Annotated in this window: 12 protein-coding genes; 2 read left to right on the top strand and 10 right to left on the bottom strand. The window is 58.8% G+C overall.

Annotated features, from left to right (window positions below; all coding sequences use genetic code 11):
* Nucleotides 1–13: 13 nt before the first annotated feature.
* From O3S85_RS10380 to O3S85_RS10365, 4 genes are all read right to left on the bottom strand, one after another.
* Nucleotides 14–1,210: a sensor histidine kinase gene (locus O3S85_RS10380; protein ID WP_269540228.1), complete on the bottom strand. Its 1,197-nt coding sequence runs from the start codon at nt 1,208–1,210 to the stop codon at nt 14–16.
* A gap of 325 nt (nt 1,211–1,535) precedes the next feature.
* Nucleotides 1,536–3,596 carry a DUF4962 domain-containing protein gene (locus O3S85_RS10375; protein WP_269540227.1) on the bottom strand — a complete coding sequence of 687 codons (2,061 nt, stop codon included), beginning with the start codon at nt 3,594–3,596 and terminating at the stop codon, nt 1,536–1,538.
* A gap of 195 nt (nt 3,597–3,791) precedes the next feature.
* Nucleotides 3,792–5,102: a phosphopyruvate hydratase gene (eno, locus tag O3S85_RS10370; RefSeq protein WP_269540226.1), complete on the bottom strand. Its 1,311-nt coding sequence runs from the start codon at nt 5,100–5,102 to the stop codon at nt 3,792–3,794.
* Between the two features lie 126 nt (nt 5,103–5,228).
* Complete coding sequence (locus O3S85_RS10365; protein ID WP_269540225.1) at nt 5,229–6,584, bottom strand: glycoside hydrolase family 125 protein; 1,356 nt, start codon at nt 6,582–6,584, stop codon at nt 5,229–5,231.
* A 132-nt stretch (nt 6,585–6,716) separates the two neighbouring features.
* Between O3S85_RS10365 and O3S85_RS10360 the strand changes: the two genes are divergently transcribed.
* Nucleotides 6,717–7,658, top strand: a complete 942-nt coding sequence (locus O3S85_RS10360; protein WP_269540224.1) for an alpha/beta fold hydrolase — start codon at nt 6,717–6,719, stop codon at nt 7,656–7,658.
* Here the strand turns inward: O3S85_RS10360 and O3S85_RS10355 are convergent.
* Nucleotides 7,655–8,569, bottom strand: coding sequence for a phytanoyl-CoA dioxygenase family protein (locus O3S85_RS10355; RefSeq protein WP_269540223.1), 915 nt, complete (start codon nt 8,567–8,569; stop codon nt 7,655–7,657). The genes O3S85_RS10360 and O3S85_RS10355 overlap by 4 nt on opposite strands.
* A gap of 71 nt (nt 8,570–8,640) precedes the next feature.
* Here O3S85_RS10355 and O3S85_RS10350 point away from each other — a divergent pair, with 71 nt between their 5' ends.
* Entirely contained in the window at nt 8,641–9,495 is an 855-nt protein-coding gene (locus O3S85_RS10350) for a helix-turn-helix domain-containing protein (protein WP_269540222.1), read from the top strand.
* Between the two features lie 117 nt (nt 9,496–9,612).
* On the opposite strand, the gene O3S85_RS10345 is transcribed toward O3S85_RS10350, so the two are convergent.
* The 5 genes from O3S85_RS10345 to O3S85_RS10325 all read right to left on the bottom strand — a co-directional run bounded on the left by O3S85_RS10345 (nt 9,613) and on the right by O3S85_RS10325 (nt 14,647).
* Nucleotides 9,613–10,128, bottom strand: a complete 516-nt coding sequence (locus O3S85_RS10345; protein WP_269540221.1) for a cell wall hydrolase — start codon at nt 10,126–10,128, stop codon at nt 9,613–9,615.
* A 253-nt stretch (nt 10,129–10,381) separates the two neighbouring features.
* The gene (locus O3S85_RS10340; protein WP_269540220.1) at nt 10,382–10,852 is read right to left on the bottom strand and encodes a Dps family protein; all 471 of its coding nucleotides are present in this window, start codon (nt 10,850–10,852) and stop codon (nt 10,382–10,384) included.
* 79 nt (nt 10,853–10,931) lie between these two features.
* Nucleotides 10,932–11,738 (bottom strand): MBL fold metallo-hydrolase, encoded by an 807-nt coding sequence (locus O3S85_RS10335; protein ID WP_269540219.1) that lies wholly within the window; start codon nt 11,736–11,738, stop codon nt 10,932–10,934.
* 71 nt (nt 11,739–11,809) lie between these two features.
* Nucleotides 11,810–12,931, bottom strand: coding sequence for a hypothetical protein (locus tag O3S85_RS10330; RefSeq protein ID WP_269540218.1), 1,122 nt, complete (start codon nt 12,929–12,931; stop codon nt 11,810–11,812).
* 51 nt (nt 12,932–12,982) lie between these two features.
* The gene (locus O3S85_RS10325) at nt 12,983–14,647 is read right to left on the bottom strand and encodes an MFS transporter (protein WP_269540217.1); all 1,665 of its coding nucleotides are present in this window, start codon (nt 14,645–14,647) and stop codon (nt 12,983–12,985) included.
* Nucleotides 14,648–14,679 lie beyond the last annotated feature (32 nt).

The following is a 14,679-nucleotide window of genomic DNA, read 5'->3' as shown; positions in this document are numbered from 1 at the left end:
CGCGGAAAAGCCATTAAAGTGTGGTGGGCAAAATCAAATGAAACGCCGCGCCGTCGCCCGGGCTGGACTCGACCTCGATTTTTATCTTCAGCCGCTCGGCGAGCTCGGCCGTCAGCGCGAGGCCGAGGCCGTAGTTGGAATGCGCGGTCGACTGCCGACTGCGGGCTTCCTGATCCTGGTAGAACGCGTCAAAAATGTGGGGCAGCACTTCGGGGCGAATGCCCGGGCCCTCGTCGATCACCGAGATCATCGGGCCATGCTCTTTGGTGGCGGGCGAGTAGCGGATGATGACCGCCTTACCCCGCGGTGTGTAGCGGATCGCGTTGCCGAGCAGATTGTTGACCATGATCAGCAGTAAGTCGGCGTCGGACTCGATGGATTTACCTTCCTTGCAAACCAGCAGCATGTCCACGCCATCGTCTTGGGCGAGGGGGGTGTGCAGGTCGATCGAGGTCGCCAGCAACTCGCGCGGATCGAGCGTTTGCAGGTTGGGCTCCCAGGCGTCGGAGCCGGCTTTAGCGAGATCCAGCATGCGCCGGATCAGCTGGCTCATGCTGCGCGAGTTACGTTCGCACAGCCGCAGTGCTTGCTTGTATTTATCGCTAGTGCGCTCATGACGAAGCATGGACTGAGCCGTGGTCAGGATGGCGGCAACGGGCGTTTTCAGCTCATGGCTGAGATTGGCGACGACCCGCGCCCGGGATTCCGCCAAGTGCTGCGCGCGCTCCTTTTCCCGCGTCGCGGTCTGCGCGAAATAAACGACGATCATCATCGTTACGACGACGAAGCAGGTGACGTTTAGCGCCTGTAGCGTGAGCAGCGATGGTTCCGATAAGGAAATGGCGGGGATTAGACCACTCAGCATGAAACCGCTGATCCAGTACAAGGCAATGGGGAGCAGGGCCAGTGTGATGCGCCGCTTTAAGCTTAAGTGGTCAAAGAGCAGCGTGATCGCCGTGAGCAGCAGGAACTGCGTTTGGAAGCCAGCCAGCCAGCCAAAGGCCAGCATCCACTCCCGTACTTGGAAGCACAGCTCCAGGCTGGTCAGCAGGATGACGCAGTTCCAGTGGTTGCGCTTGAGCAGCGGCACGGCAAAACCGTAAATGATCAGGCCGATGAGCCCGCCCACCAGAATACCGCGACCTTCGGCACCCAGAAAGGCACCGATGGCGACAAAGGCCATGCGCAGCACCATGTTTATCCAGAGCATTCGCCAAAAGACTCCCTGGATGGCGGCGCTTGGTTCTACTCGGCGGTGCTTGACTGTAACTTCTTGAGTGATAACCGATTTATTAGCCGGTTAATCGGCATTTTGATCAATTTGATAACCCGCAGGGTGCCGGGTTTTGATAAAGTTTTTACCGGTCTGGACATAGATGGAGGTTTGCGTGCGGCAAACGTCGCAGCAGGCTTCGTCGACTATTGGTAGCAGGTGCATGATAACACGCCCGCCGGTGGTGCGCGGGTTTCAGTAAACGAAACCGATCATGGCCGCAGTCTGCCGAAATTACAAACGCTAAGAGTGATTCAAATGGCTACTTGAGAATGACTTTGGGCGTGCCCTTTGGTGCGTCGGGGACGATGGCTGCTTGCTGTTGCGTGCCATCGGCAAACCGGATTTCAAGGACGATTGGACTGCCGTGCTCGAAGCGTAAACTCGCTGTGGGGGGCGCTTCGTCGGGGTCCAGCGGTGTTAGTAAGTTCGCGATGTAGGCCTTGCTTTGCGGTTCGGGCATAGTCAGCAAAAGTTCGTAGCCGGTTTGGACCGGTTGGGGGTTCTGCGGGCCACTGCCAAACTCGACCATCGCCGGCTGCATGGTCGGGGTGAGGGCGCGGGGCGAGAGTGGCGTCACCGCGAGGCTGGCCCTCGACATGGTGGCAACATAGCTTTCACCGACTTGCTTGAACGGCGCTTCGGTGTGGCAAATCCAGGTTAGCGCGTGGGCGTCGTTGGCAGACATTTCATCGAAGACGAGCATCCAGTCTTTGGTGCCGGCCACGGTGCGGTGCAGCTCCACGCCTGCGACTTGCGGCGTGTAGGCCGACCCGAATTCGCCCCGGGCCAGGAAGTATTCATCGGTCAGCTCGACGACGTCGATATGCGCCCGGTCGAAGATACCGTAGTCGGCCCCGCGGTCATTCCAGTAGCTGCCGTCGATGCCCTGGCCCTTGCCGTCGATGAGGAGTGTGTTGTGGTCCTCGGTCCATTTGCGGGCGAGGTAGCCGGTGTCGAGCGCGAGGTATTGCCCCTTGGCGTAGAGCCAAAACGCGCCGATGTCGGGGTGAACGTGGCCGCAGTTCATGATCCAGTCATCAAGCTCGCCGAGCTTATCCATGGCGGCATGGCCGAGCGGCGGACCGCAGCGGAAGAGCACGCACGTGGCGTCGTCGTCCCAGCCGGAGCGCCAGGAGACGATGTCGTGATCCGGGAAATAATGGTAGGGCGGGATCGTGTCGAACGGTGCGGGCTCAATGGCGGGGTCAAACCACAGAAAGGCCGCCGCTGGGTAGTCGAGGTCTGGCTTGCGCGCCTGATAAAAGTTGCCCGCTGTCTGGTTTTCTGGGGAACCGTTGGCCGAGGCGATGGCCCACATCATCGTGTGGTTGTTGACCGACAGGCCGTTGCGTTCGCCGGTCTTGGACCAGCTGAAGCAGTCGCCGATATCATAGGCACCGGCGTCACCGGGGAGGCTCAGGTAGAGCGCGTTCATCCAGGTGTCGCGTAGCACGGGCAGCTCAAAGTAGTTTTCGTCGGTGGCGCGGGAGAGCAGCTCGGCGGCGCGCACCTGCCAGTGAAGCGCGTAAACATAGTAGCCGAAGCCCTCGTAATAGTAGCCGTCCTCGCTCTGGACGTAGCGGCTCCGCCGCAGGATGGCGGCGGACTGGTTGAGCCACTTTTTGGCAGCGTCCACTCTGCCATACAAAGTAAGCGCGGCGGCAGTGAGCGCCGTGGTCGGGATGTAGGTGTGGTTTTGGTCGTAGCGGATTTTATGTCCCTCGTCGCCAGCGTGGACGGCATACAAGGCCTCGGCGTGGTCGATGATTCCTTGCTCGATGGCAGTGCGGTCATGGGCGGGGATTTCGTCGTAAAGTATGTCGTAGGCGATCGAGATGTGGTAGAGATACCACGCGGCTTGCAGGTCGACATTGTCGCGGAAGCCCGTCCCCCACACGTCCACGGCGCAAAAGGCTTTCATCCAGGCAATGGTGCCGTCGCGGTAGGCGGCGTCTCCAGTCACGAACCACGCCAGCGCGCCGGACTGCATGTATTCCGCGCGCCAGTATTTGTCGCCCTTGCGGATACGAGCCTCGTCGGGCGGGTTGTGCTTTATGCCGTTGGCGTGGGCAATGACGGCGCGCCAGAGCTCGGGCTCATCCTTGGCGCGTTGCTGAAGTGCTGCGCGGTCTTTCTCAAAAAAGAGCAGCCGGGGGTGTTGGGTGGCATAGTCCGGCGCTAGCTGGAAGTCCATCTGCGCAATGTCATCAGCGAGCACGCGGCCTGGTGGGTAATCCAGCTGGGTTTGGGCCAACAGGGGGGCGGCGATGAGCAACGAAGCTGCCAGGCAGCAGCGAAATAAACGGGCAGGGGGATGCATGAGGGAACGGGGAAAGAACCTAGCGTATCGACTCTGGACTGTTATGTCTAGCGCTTGATTCGATGATAAACCATCCACTCAGCTCTTTTTTTTTTATAACAAAAAACCGGCGCCCATGTGGACGCCGGTTTGAAAACTTGGTAATCTGCCTCTCGGATCAACCAAAGGTTGGATCTCGGGTGCAGCGGGATGCTGCTAGAGCTTGCCGCCGAAGATCGCTTGTTCGCCGAGCTCTTCTTCGATGCGGAGGAGCTGGTTGTACTTGGCAATACGGTCGGAGCGGGAGAGGGAGCCGGTCTTGATCTGACCGCAGTTGGTGGCAACGGCGATGTCAGCGATGGTGCTGTCTTCGGTTTCACCGGAGCGGTGCGAAAGAACGCTGGTGTAGCGGGCTTCCTTGGCCATTTCGACAGCGTCGAGGGTCTCGGTAAGCGAACCGATTTGGTTGACCTTGACGAGGATCGAGTTGGCCACGCCGAGATCGATACCCTTCTTGAGGAACTTGGTGTTGGTGACGAAAAGGTCGTCGCCGACGAGCTGGGTGGTGTCGCCGATTGCGTCGGTGAGCTTCTTCCAGGTGTCCCAGTCGTTTTCGTCGCAGCCGTCTTCGATGGAGCGGATCGGGTACTTCTTGCAGAGGTCCTGATAGAAGGCGACCATGTCGTCACCGGAGAGAACGTCGCCGGAAGACTTCTTGAAGACATACTTCTTCTTCTTCTTGTCGTAGAATTCGGAGGAAGCGACGTCGAGTGCGAAGACGATGTCCTTACCGAGCTTGTAGCCGGCCTTTTCGATCGCGATGGCGATGGCGTCCATGGCAGCTTCGGTGGACTCAATGTTCGGGGCAAAGCCGCCTTCGTCGCCGACAGCGGTGTTCATGCCCATGCCCTTGAGGACCTTCTTGAGGCTGTGGAACGTTTCCGCGCCGTAGCGGAGCGCTTCGCGGAATGTCGGCGCGCCAATCGGCATGATCATGAATTCCTGGAAGTCAATCGGAGCGTCGGAGTGAGCGCCGCCGTTCATGATGTTCATCATGGGAACGGGGAGAACCTTCGCATTCGGGCCGCCGATGTACTTATAGAGCGGCAGGCCGAGGGTCTCAGCAGCAGCCTTGGCAGTCGCCAGGGAAACACCGAGAATGGCGTTGGCGCCGAGGTTCTTCTTGTTGGCGGTGCCGTCGAGCTTGAACATGGCCGTGTCGACACCGACTTGGTCACAGGCGTCCATGCCGATCAGGGCTTCCGCGATGGAAGTGTTGACGTTGGTTACGGCCTTGAGAACGCCCTTACCGAGGTAACGACCCTTGCGGTCGAAGCCCTTGGGGAAGTCCTTCGCGGGCAAGTCACCGTCGCGCATTTCAAGCGCTTCGTGCTCACCGGTCGAGGCACCGCTGGGAACGGCGGCGCGGCCGATAACGCCGCTGTCGAGCTCGACATCGACCTCAACGGTCGGATTGCCGCGCGAGTCCATAATTTCACGTGCGTGGATATCTACGATGGTAGTCATGGTAAGCATTGCTGATAGGGCACCTACACACAGAGTCAATGGCATTTCCCATTGAAACGGTAAACGTTGCCAATTCGCTCAGCTCGTATAAGGATAGCTAATCAAAGGCCGGCTGTAACCCCTGTTTTAATCAGTAAAAGTTTCTTGGAGCAATTTCGGGCAATTTCGCTGTATTTGTAGAATTAATTCCCCGAACAGCGTGTTTGCCCACGCAAACCACGTACGCGAAAACACCGCCGGGTCGTCGCGGTGGAAGGATTCATGCATAAATCCAGTGCCCGCGTGAGTGTTCGCGAGCGTTTGCAGGCAGGCGCGGATCTCGGCCTCGTCGGTGGAGGTGAGGGCGCGTAGGATGACGCCCATCGGCCAGATGCTGTCCTTGCCGGTGTGCGGACTGCCTTGGCCTTCGGCGGCCGAACCGCGCAGGTAGTAGGGGTTGGCCTCGCTCAGCAAGAAGCGTCGGGTGTTCTGGTAAACGGGATCGCTGGCAAAGGCCGGTTCGAGGTAGGCGAGGGACATGAGCGAGGGCACGTTGGCGTCATCCATAAAAATGCGGTTGCCGTAGCCGTCGACTTCGTAGGCGTAGATCGGGCCGAAGTCCAAGTGTTCGGTTACGGCGAGGCGTTGGATCGCGGTATGGATAACATCGGCCATCGCCGCGCACTCGGCGGCAAAGTCCGGGCAGCTTAGCGTTTCACTATAGAGTGCAGACAGCTGGCGCAGTGACAGCATCGCAAAGAGGTTGGCCGGCACGAGGAAGGGGAAAATCGTCGAGTCGTCCGAGGGGCGGAAGGCCGAGCAAATGAGCCCGCAGGGCTTGACCGGGTGGCCGGTCCCTTGGAAGGGGGGCGCGTCGATGGGGATATCCACCGTGCGCTCGAAGCGGTAGGGGGTCTGGCCGTCGAGGCGCTGTTCAGTGCGAAAGGTGGCGACAATAAGTCGCATCGCGCGGTCGAAGTCGTCGGTAAAAATTGCAGGGTCGCCCGTCAGCCGAAACACCTCGTGCGCGAGCCGCACGACGTAGCACAGAGAGTCAATTTCCCACTTGCGCTCGTGGACGCCGGGCTTTGGCGAGGGACGGTCGGCATTGTGTTTGGAGACTTTTCCGAAGTCTTTATAGAACGCGTTGGCGTAGGGATCGAGCAGCACGCATTTCACCTGCCGGTGGACGAGCCCGATGGCCATCTCGCGCAGTGCGGCGTCTTCGTTAATCAGCGGCAGATAGGGCCAAATCTGCGCAGTCGAATCCCGCAGCCAGAGCGCATCAATGTCTCCCGTGATAATGAATGTATCGGGCCGACCGTCGATGAGCTCGAAGTCGACTGTCGTATCGAGCGTGTTGGGAAAACAGTTGCTGAACAGCCATGCTAGCTCGGGGTCGGCTATCGCGTCGACGGTGCTTGCAATGGCGCGCTCGACGGTGTTGCTGGTAAAAGTGCGTTCGGGGGCAGCGGGGCGCTGGCAAGGGAAAGGAGAGGGCATGGGGCAAACATGATGCTGCGTTTACATTCAGCAATGCGCAAACTGCGAAACGGATTGCACGGCGCTGGCTGAAAGTGTTCTTCTATTAGAATGAATGAACTTTGCATCACAAAGTTTGTCTGTGGGAAAGCAATGGATATTTTGAAGGTAGTTTCCTGCACAGCCATGGCGTTGGTCGGTCTGGCTGGTGTGGCTATGGCGGGCAAGGTCGAGTCGCACTATTTCCCGACGCAAGAGGCGCTGCCGGTTTTTGAGCCGCCGCCATCGATGGCGCGCGAGTATGCGCTATTTCAAAAGACACTGCCGTTCCTATCGGAGGGCTTGGTCGTGCTAAGCGTGATCAGCTTTGGGTCGCAGGAGACGAATGTTTCGCCGCAGCAACAGCAGGCGCTCATGGCAGGCTTCAACGACGTGTATCTGAGGATCGCGCAGGACGAGGTCATGCGTGGGGTACCGCATTCGCTGGGGTATTCGTATCAATCGGTGACGCCGACGCAGGGGCATTACTACGCGTATTTTCCAGACGAGGTGACACCTGACACGCGGAGCATTGTCTTCCTGCATGGCTTTGGCGGGAACTTTCTTTACTACACGTGGCTGCTCAAAGAGGAGTTTCCGGACGCCATCATCCTGTTGCCGACTTACACCTATTCGTGGTTCGATGGCTCGCTCGATTATCTGCGTGAAGTTGAGGCCGACTTCGTCGAGCGTTATCCGGATGTGAAGTTAAACAAGCCCTGGCTCTTTGCGCTGTCGGCGGGTGGTCCGGCGGGGTTTCGCATTTATAATGCAGCACCGGAGGATTTCGCAGGCTTTGTTTGCCTGGCGTCGGCACCCCTGGGGTTGAGGGCGGATGACTTTCGCTCTGACTTAAATATCTACATGCTTAATGGTGCGACCGACGACCGAATCGATATCAAAGACGTGCGCAAGATGGTGGGCCAATTCCAGAAGCGCATTCCCTCGCTCCAATACGAGGAAGTGCCGGGCGATCACTTCTTTATGCTGACGAATCGGGAGGACTGCTTTAGCCGGATCAAGGCCTACATGGACAGTGTGGTAGAGAATCCTTAGCACACCCGCCCGCGCTTGCCAGCGAGAGTGTGGCCGACGGGGTTGGCACCCATCCAGCGCTCGTCGGCGGGCTCGGAGGCGCGTTGGTAGCGGCTGTCGGAGGAGAGGCGCAGGCGGTCGGTCTGGTTGTCCAGGCTGGCGTGGATCATTTCCATGCCAAACATCAGCACATCGCCCATGCGAAATTGTTCCGCGGTCAGCCAACGGGTTTGGTATTTTTCGCGAAGGCTGACGGGGTTGTTGCTCAGTTGGCCATTGAACTCCCCTTGTAGCTGGCCGGACTCAATGGCGGCGGCATGGCGGCCATTGACGCAGTAGGCGTCGACGTCGCGGTCGAGGTAATTGCGAATGCGGTCGCCTTCGCGGTGGGTGCCCTCCAGGAGCATCAGGCCGCCGAGCTGCATATCGGTGTCACCATAGGGGGTCCAGGCGGTGTAAAGGCGACGCGTGCCACGGCCCATGTAAACCCAGTCGCAGTGGGGTGTGGTGCCCTTGCCGGGGCCGATGGAGCGAAACCACAGATAGTCGAAATGCAGGGCCGGTTCACCAAATAGATTGGCGCAGAAGCCCATCATGTGCGGGCCAAAGACAACTTCGCGCATGGACTGGCAGCGGGCGGCGGCGTCCGGGGTGAAGTTATTACGCGCCTCGGGGTGGGCGATGCCTTCTGTCGCAGGATGGTCAGGATGGGTGAGCCCCATCTCGCCCAGAATGGTGAGGATTTCATCCCGGGCGGCCTGCACGGCTTCGCGCGGATGCATGCCGCGGAGGAACAGGTAGCCATCGGTTTCGAGACGGTGGAGGAGCTCTTCGGCAGGGAGCGCGGGGTCGGTTTCCCGCAGGTATCCGAATGCAGACGGCGAGAGGTCGATTGGGAGATTTTGCGAAGTGGGGGCCAGGGTGGTCATCATGCTTATAGCTTATATTAGAATGCGATTGACCGCCATAGCGTGCTTGGTAATTTTTATGTGTTATTTGGTAAATGAATCGCGGTGAAAATAGTCCCTCGGGCAATGTTCGCATTGGCGAAGTTACGCTCTGCGGTGAGTTAATGGAGCATGCCGGCATGGATATGCGGGCTTTCCGGCATTATGACAATTATGGGATGGTCTATATTTACCGTGGGCACGGCCGATACGAAGATGATTCCGGTCAGTCGCTCAGTGTGCCAGAAGGCAGCTTGATCTATCTTTGGCCGGGCCTGGGGCACCGCTACGCGTCGAGCGATGGCTTATGGTCGGAGGTGTATTTCTTATTTGAAGGGCCGGTGTTCGAGCTGTGGCAGCGATCCGGTCTGTGGCCGGATTTACCGCGCGTGCGCAGCCTTGGCCCGGTGGAGGTCTGGGTGGAGCGTTTTCGGGACATCCTGCGGCTGGCAAAGCAGGGAGAAGGCGAGCAAGCCGGGGAGCTACGCGTAGTCTGCGAGCTTCAGCGGATTTGGGCGGAAACGGCGTTGGAAGCGCCACCGCGCGCCGAGGCAGGCTGGGCCGGGCGGGCCTGCCAGCTGATCCGTAGTCGGATTGCCGAGCAAGACTGCGTGCGCCAGGCGGCGGCAGACCTCGGGATGGGCTACGAAAGCTTTCGAAAGCGGTTCGTGCGCGATTGCGGGATCAGCCCCGGGCAGTTTCAGGTGCGGGAGCGCCTGGTGGCTGCGGCGATGAAGCTGGAGTCCAGCAGCGAGCCGGTGGGGCAGATCGCGGAGGCGCTCGGCTTCTGCGATGCCTTCCATTTCTCGCGGCAGTTCAGCCGTCGCTTCGGGTGTTCGCCGCTGCGCTACCGGCAGCGTCAGCAGTCCCGCCAGCACGACGCCTATCCGACGAAACCGTCCAACAAATAACCCGGCAATCCGAAGATTGCCGGGTCAAAAGCTGCGCCGTCGCTTGGCAAGGGTGGTAATGACTGGATTTTCTTTACCTAACTAACGCAAGATGCCTGGCGACGACGCGAAAAGTGATTATTCGACCTGCGCAAGAAGTGCGGGGTCGGCTGAAGTGCTTTGATAAAAAGTGTGGCTGCCAATGGTGCGGGTTGGCTTCATAGAGGCGGACCAAATGGGGGCTTCGCCATGGTCAGCATGGTAGTGATCGGCACCGCCAGTGATGTCTTCCAACTGTCCGCTTTCCATGAGCACGACGAGATCGTAAGCGATGCTGAAGTTGCGGTCAAGCGTAGCCCGCTCGATGAGGGGGCCGTAGTCGGGGTTGCGCACGCCGGTAGCGCTGTTCATCGCTGTGAACTGTTTGGGGCGGCAGACGACCCCCATGACGCGGGTAATATCCCCCTCGGCGCGGTTGTGAATAACATTCAATACTGCTTGCATACCCTCCGAGCCTTCGGAGGCCGCTTCGAGGACTAAACATGAAGCCACCACAAGTCGCTCATAGTGCGTAAGCTCCGCATTATCCGCCTGCGCTTGTGATGCGGTCAGCAGAAGCAGGCTTGTCGCGGTGATTCGCAATAGGCTCTTCATTTGTCAGTCAGAAAGTCAGTCCCTGAAGGGAGCGCAAATAAGGCGAATCTTCTAAATTTTGTAAAGTGCATTCACTATAGCGGCTTGTTTATAAATAGTAAATCGCTGGTAATAAATGGTTAATGTGAACGAAAAGTTATTCACAATTCCATGTTAATAACTAAACAGCCTCTGAATTACTGAAAATTAAGGCCAAATAAGAACCCGGCTCACAATGAGCCGGGTTCCCATTAAATACAGTGTTTTACTGAGTTTATTTTAGGTAACTTTGGAGCATCCAGACCGTCTTTTCGTGAACCTGAATACGGGCAATCATCAGGTCTTCGGTCTGGTCGTCGCCTTCGTCACCGGCGAGATCGCGCGCGGAGACGAGGTTCTTGATCGTGGCTTGGTGGAGAGAGGCGAGGTGGCTGACCATTTCCTTGTCAGTCGCATCTTCCTTCAGCTCCTTAAAGCCGGCCATTTTGGCGAGGTTACCCAGGCCGCCCGGGGCGTAGGCATCCAGTGCGCGGATGCGCTCAGCAATCTCGTCCACGGCAGTGAACAGCTCGGTGTATTGCTCCTCGAAAGCGGTGTGCAGTGCAAAGAAGCCGGGCCCTTCCACGTTCCAGTGGCAGAGGTGGGTCTGGCCCAACAAAGCGTAGGTGTCAGCCACGATCTGGCGTAGAGCGTCGGCGACGGGATTAGCAGATGTAGAGGTTTTCTTGGATTTCTTTTTTGCCATGTAGACAAAATAGGGCAAATCGGGCATTTCGCAAGCGACACGATGTCACAATTTGCAAAATTATCGCGGCTAATGGGCCCTACCAGCCAGCGGCGAGGTTGTATTCCTCGCCGATCTCGCTGGATGGGTCGAATACATCGATGCGCAGGTTGTGGTTACCGTTGCGCAGGGGCTCGAAATGACGGTGGACGAGGTTGGGGCAGTTGCAGTCCTTGCTCAGGTGGGCAAGGCAGATGTGGCGCCAGCGCGGATTGGCGGCCTCAGCGAGCAGTTCGAAGGCGGCCTCGTTGGAGAGGTGTCCATGGCGGCCGCGGATGCGCTGCTTGGTGCTCCAGGGGCGCTTTTCGCAGCGTTCGAGCAGCTCCAGATCGTAATTTGCCTCCAGCACAAGCATGTCGCAATCGCGGATGTGCTCTTTGACGAGCTGCGGCGCGTAGCCGAGGTCGGTCAGCCATGCCAGCTTGCGAAACGGGGAAAATAGACTGCCGTCGCCACACTCAAAGACGTAGCCGACCGGGTCGTGGGCGTCATGCGGAATGGCAAACGGATGCACCTTGAGGTCGTTAAACTGAAAGCCGACGCCGGTCTCGAACAGGCCCCAGTTGACTTTGCGGTCGAGCTTGGCCTGCGCCGCGCGGGCGGTGTCGCGGTTGGCGAAAAACTTGAGGTGCGGCAAGCGGGTCAGCGCTTTGAGCCCGGCAGTATGGTCTCCGTGTTCGTGGGTGATGAAAACAGCGTCGATGGACTCCAGCGACTCGCCGATACCGGCCAGCTTTTCGCGTAGGCGCCGCCCGGAAAACCCGGCGTCAATCAGCACCTTGCTTTGCGGCGTTATCAGGAGCGCCGCGTTCCCCGAACTACTGCTGCCCAAAATGCGGAATCGCATAGTAAGAGCATGAAACTTGCCCGCCCGCGATCAAGTGCGAATCGCAAAACCGGCAGCGATTTCCCGTTAGCCTAGTCGCCAAAAGGGTTGGCGCGGGTGTCGGTGGGCTCACCTGGAATGCGCTTGAGGTAGTAGATGCGCGACACGTAGGGCGAGGCGACTCCGTCGTGACTTTCCGTGCCTTCGATGCCGCCAATGGACTCTTCGTCAGTTTGCTCGCCGGGGCTTAGGCTGACGCTGGCTTGGAATGACTCTTCGTTGATGATTGGGCTCGGGGTATCGACGCCTTTTATCTGCCGCCAGCGATCAAGGGTGCGTCGACTGAAAGTGACGGAGGCGAAATCGTTTTCCGCAAAGAGCAAGATGCGGGCACCGATGGTGGACTCCATGAGCACTGGCTCGCCGCTGGCGTTCTTTCCGCCGCCAAGGACGCCACGTGTGTTGTCGAAGTAGTAATTGACCCCGTTGTCGGTGCGTAACTCGTAGAAGTCGATCAGCTTACCTTGCTCGCGGACCAAGTCGGGATTGCGGGGGACGATCTCGCCAGTGTCGGGGTTACGGCTTGGGCCGTCGAACGCCATTTCATAGACGCTGATCTGATAGCGCTCGTGGCGGATGGGTTGATCGACGGTAATTTGGCCTGGCTGGGGGTTGTTTCCGCTACTGTGCTCAATGACGGTGTAATTCCGTTTGCTGCCATTCTTTAGACCGGTCATCACCATACTTTGATTGATCGGTAGGTAGATATCGCTGTTGAAAGCCAACGTTGAGAAGATCGGCTGTGGCGGTTTTGCTGTGTCTTGCGAGGGCGCCCATGCTGACAGCGAGGTGTTCTCATAGTTAATGGTCAGCAGGTCATCGCGGCTGAGGTGCGCATTCGCCAGAATGCCGACTTTGCGCGATGTCCATTGTGTCGGATTCCCTTCGGCATCTTGCGCCACGACGTAGGGCATCGTGTAGGTATTGTTGAGGTAGAAGTGCTCGTTGCTGAATGTTGTCAGGAGCGCCTCGCTGGTGATTTTGGCACCTTCGGGCAACTGGGCCAGCAGATCGGTGACGGATTTGCCTTCCAGTGACATAGTGGGTGTCTCGTCATCATTGGCGGGGCTTTCGATCTGATAAATCGTCAGTTGGTCAGCGTAGGCTGCCAGGGCAAAAGTGAAGAGGGCGGTGATCAGCAGGAGACGGGACATCTCTTACAAGCTAGTGTCAGCGTATTAAAATACAATGACAATTGTTGACGGCTATTGGTGCGGATCATTCTGCTGGTTTGAGTCGCCGTTGTTGCGCTGCCCGCGGAAAACACCCGTCGCATCGGAGAAGCCTTTGTGCACTGCGCCCGCCACGCGTCGGGTCGGTTGCACGGCGACGGTGTCGAGCATTTCCAGCGGGAAGTAGGCGAAGCGCCGCATGCCCACCATGTTGGACAGCCCGAAGATGCTGCTGCGTGCCGAGGCGTAGGCCTGGTTGAGAATTTCCTTTTCCTCGATTGTCCCTTCCTCCTCAATTTTGGAGAGGAAATGCAGCGCGAGCAGCCCCACGCAGGCCGCCAGGATAAAGACAAAATCCAGCCCGCCCATGATCATCGCGGGGATGTCGACCTCGCCCTCCGGGGCACGGTAAGTCGCGGTGATGCGGAACTCGCGCTCGTTGAAATAGTCCGCCATCCAACCGCCCAGAATCGGCGAACAGGTGGCCGCGAGTCCGGCAAGCGTGGCATTGGTCGCGAGGTAGGCCGTGGCCTGGCCTTTTGGCGCAAATTCCAGGGCGATATTCGCCGTGCAGAGCAGGAAGCCCGCCGTGGCAATGCCGCCCAGGACGTGGATCACGATCAGAATGGGGATGCTGCCCGCCCAGTAATCCGGCATCGTAGTGAAGGGATACATGACGATCGTCGAAATGAAAATCGGGCAGGCCACTTGGAGGATGGCCTTGTTACTCGTGCGGTCGGCGAGGATGCCCCACAGCCGGAAGAACCACGCATTAATGAGCTGGTTGAGCACCGCCAGCGCGACAACCACGCCGATGCTGATCTTGACCCGCTCCAGCATGTAAACCGCCGCAAAGGCACCCGCCATGATGATGGCAAAATTCCACGTCGCCGAGAACCACAGCAGTCGGCGGAACCGCTTGTCCTTCAGCGGCTCGATCATGATTTTGAGAAACGACAAGCCCTTGCGTCGCTCGGCGGCGGGCTCGGGCACGCCCTTGAGTGACAGCGCACCCGCGATGCCAAACACCCCGCCGATCACAAACACCGAGGCATAGGCGTAGCCACTGCTGCCGGTTGCCTTCTGGAGCTGGTCAACGGCCACCCCCGCAAAAACCATCAGCACTGCGCCAACCAGCGTAGCAATGGCCAGGCGTTTGCCGAAAAAGCTGCCAAACTGGTCTTGCGGAATCAGGTCTCGCATCCAGGAATTCATCGAGCAGCCAGCCACGGCGCTGAGCATGAAAAACATCGCCAGGCAGAATAAAAACGCGGGCACCGCCCAGCCCTCCGGCGCGAAAAACGGGATCGCCGCAATGCCGAGTAAGAACATGCGCCCCAGCGTGGCGGCGGCGATCACGAGCTTTTTGCGCGAAGGGGTCCAGTTGACGAGCAGAATGGCTGGGATTTGCACCACTTGGCTCAGCGGCATGATTGCCGCCAGAATCCCGATCACGAGGTTACTCGCGCCAAGCGCCAAGCCCATGCCCACGAGAAACGCCCCGCCGGTGAGCACCGTCATGACCCGCGCACAAATCGCGTCGATCACGAGATTGCGCATACCTTTCTCCAGGTCGTCCTGGTCCGGAGCTGCTACCGCGGGCTCTGGCGTCGGCGCGTCCGCAGCGGCGTGCTCGTACTTGGGCGTGGGTTCTTCGGGTGGGTTGGACTGATTTTCGTCAGCGGGTTTCTCGCTCATGCAGGTGGATTATATGCAGATCCTTTGCCAAA

The sequence above is a fragment of the Cerasicoccus sp. TK19100 genome (genome assembly GCF_027257155.1).
Taxonomy (GTDB): Bacteria; Verrucomicrobiota; Verrucomicrobiia; order Opitutales; family Cerasicoccaceae; genus Cerasicoccus; species Cerasicoccus fimbriatus.
Note: the sequence above shows the minus strand (reverse complement) of the source record. Positions and strands in the feature narration are given on the sequence as shown.

Coding starts and splice junctions, on each gene's coding strand:
- O3S85_RS10325 (WP_269540217.1), bottom strand. CDS start 14,647: ATGAGCGAGAAACCCGCTGACGAAAATCAGTCCAACCCACCCGAAGAA.
- O3S85_RS10345 (WP_269540221.1), bottom strand. CDS start 10,128: ATGAAGAGCCTATTGCGAATCACCGCGACAAGCCTGCTTCTGCTGACC.
- O3S85_RS10350 (WP_269540222.1), top strand. CDS start 8,641: ATGAATCGCGGTGAAAATAGTCCCTCGGGCAATGTTCGCATTGGCGAA.
- O3S85_RS10335 (WP_269540219.1), bottom strand. CDS start 11,738: ATGCGATTCCGCATTTTGGGCAGCAGTAGTTCGGGGAACGCGGCGCTC.
- O3S85_RS10340 (WP_269540220.1), bottom strand. CDS start 10,852: ATGGCAAAAAAGAAATCCAAGAAAACCTCTACATCTGCTAATCCCGTC.
- O3S85_RS10355 (WP_269540223.1), bottom strand. CDS start 8,569: ATGATGACCACCCTGGCCCCCACTTCGCAAAATCTCCCAATCGACCTC.
- O3S85_RS10365 (WP_269540225.1), bottom strand. CDS start 6,584: ATGCCCTCTCCTTTCCCTTGCCAGCGCCCCGCTGCCCCCGAACGCACT.
- O3S85_RS10380 (WP_269540228.1), bottom strand. CDS start 1,210: ATGCTCTGGATAAACATGGTGCTGCGCATGGCCTTTGTCGCCATCGGT.
- O3S85_RS10375 (WP_269540227.1), bottom strand. CDS start 3,596: ATGCATCCCCCTGCCCGTTTATTTCGCTGCTGCCTGGCAGCTTCGTTG.
- O3S85_RS10330 (WP_269540218.1), bottom strand. CDS start 12,931: ATGTCCCGTCTCCTGCTGATCACCGCCCTCTTCACTTTTGCCCTGGCA.
- eno (WP_269540226.1), bottom strand. CDS start 5,102: ATGACTACCATCGTAGATATCCACGCACGTGAAATTATGGACTCGCGC.
- O3S85_RS10360 (WP_269540224.1), top strand. CDS start 6,717: ATGGATATTTTGAAGGTAGTTTCCTGCACAGCCATGGCGTTGGTCGGT.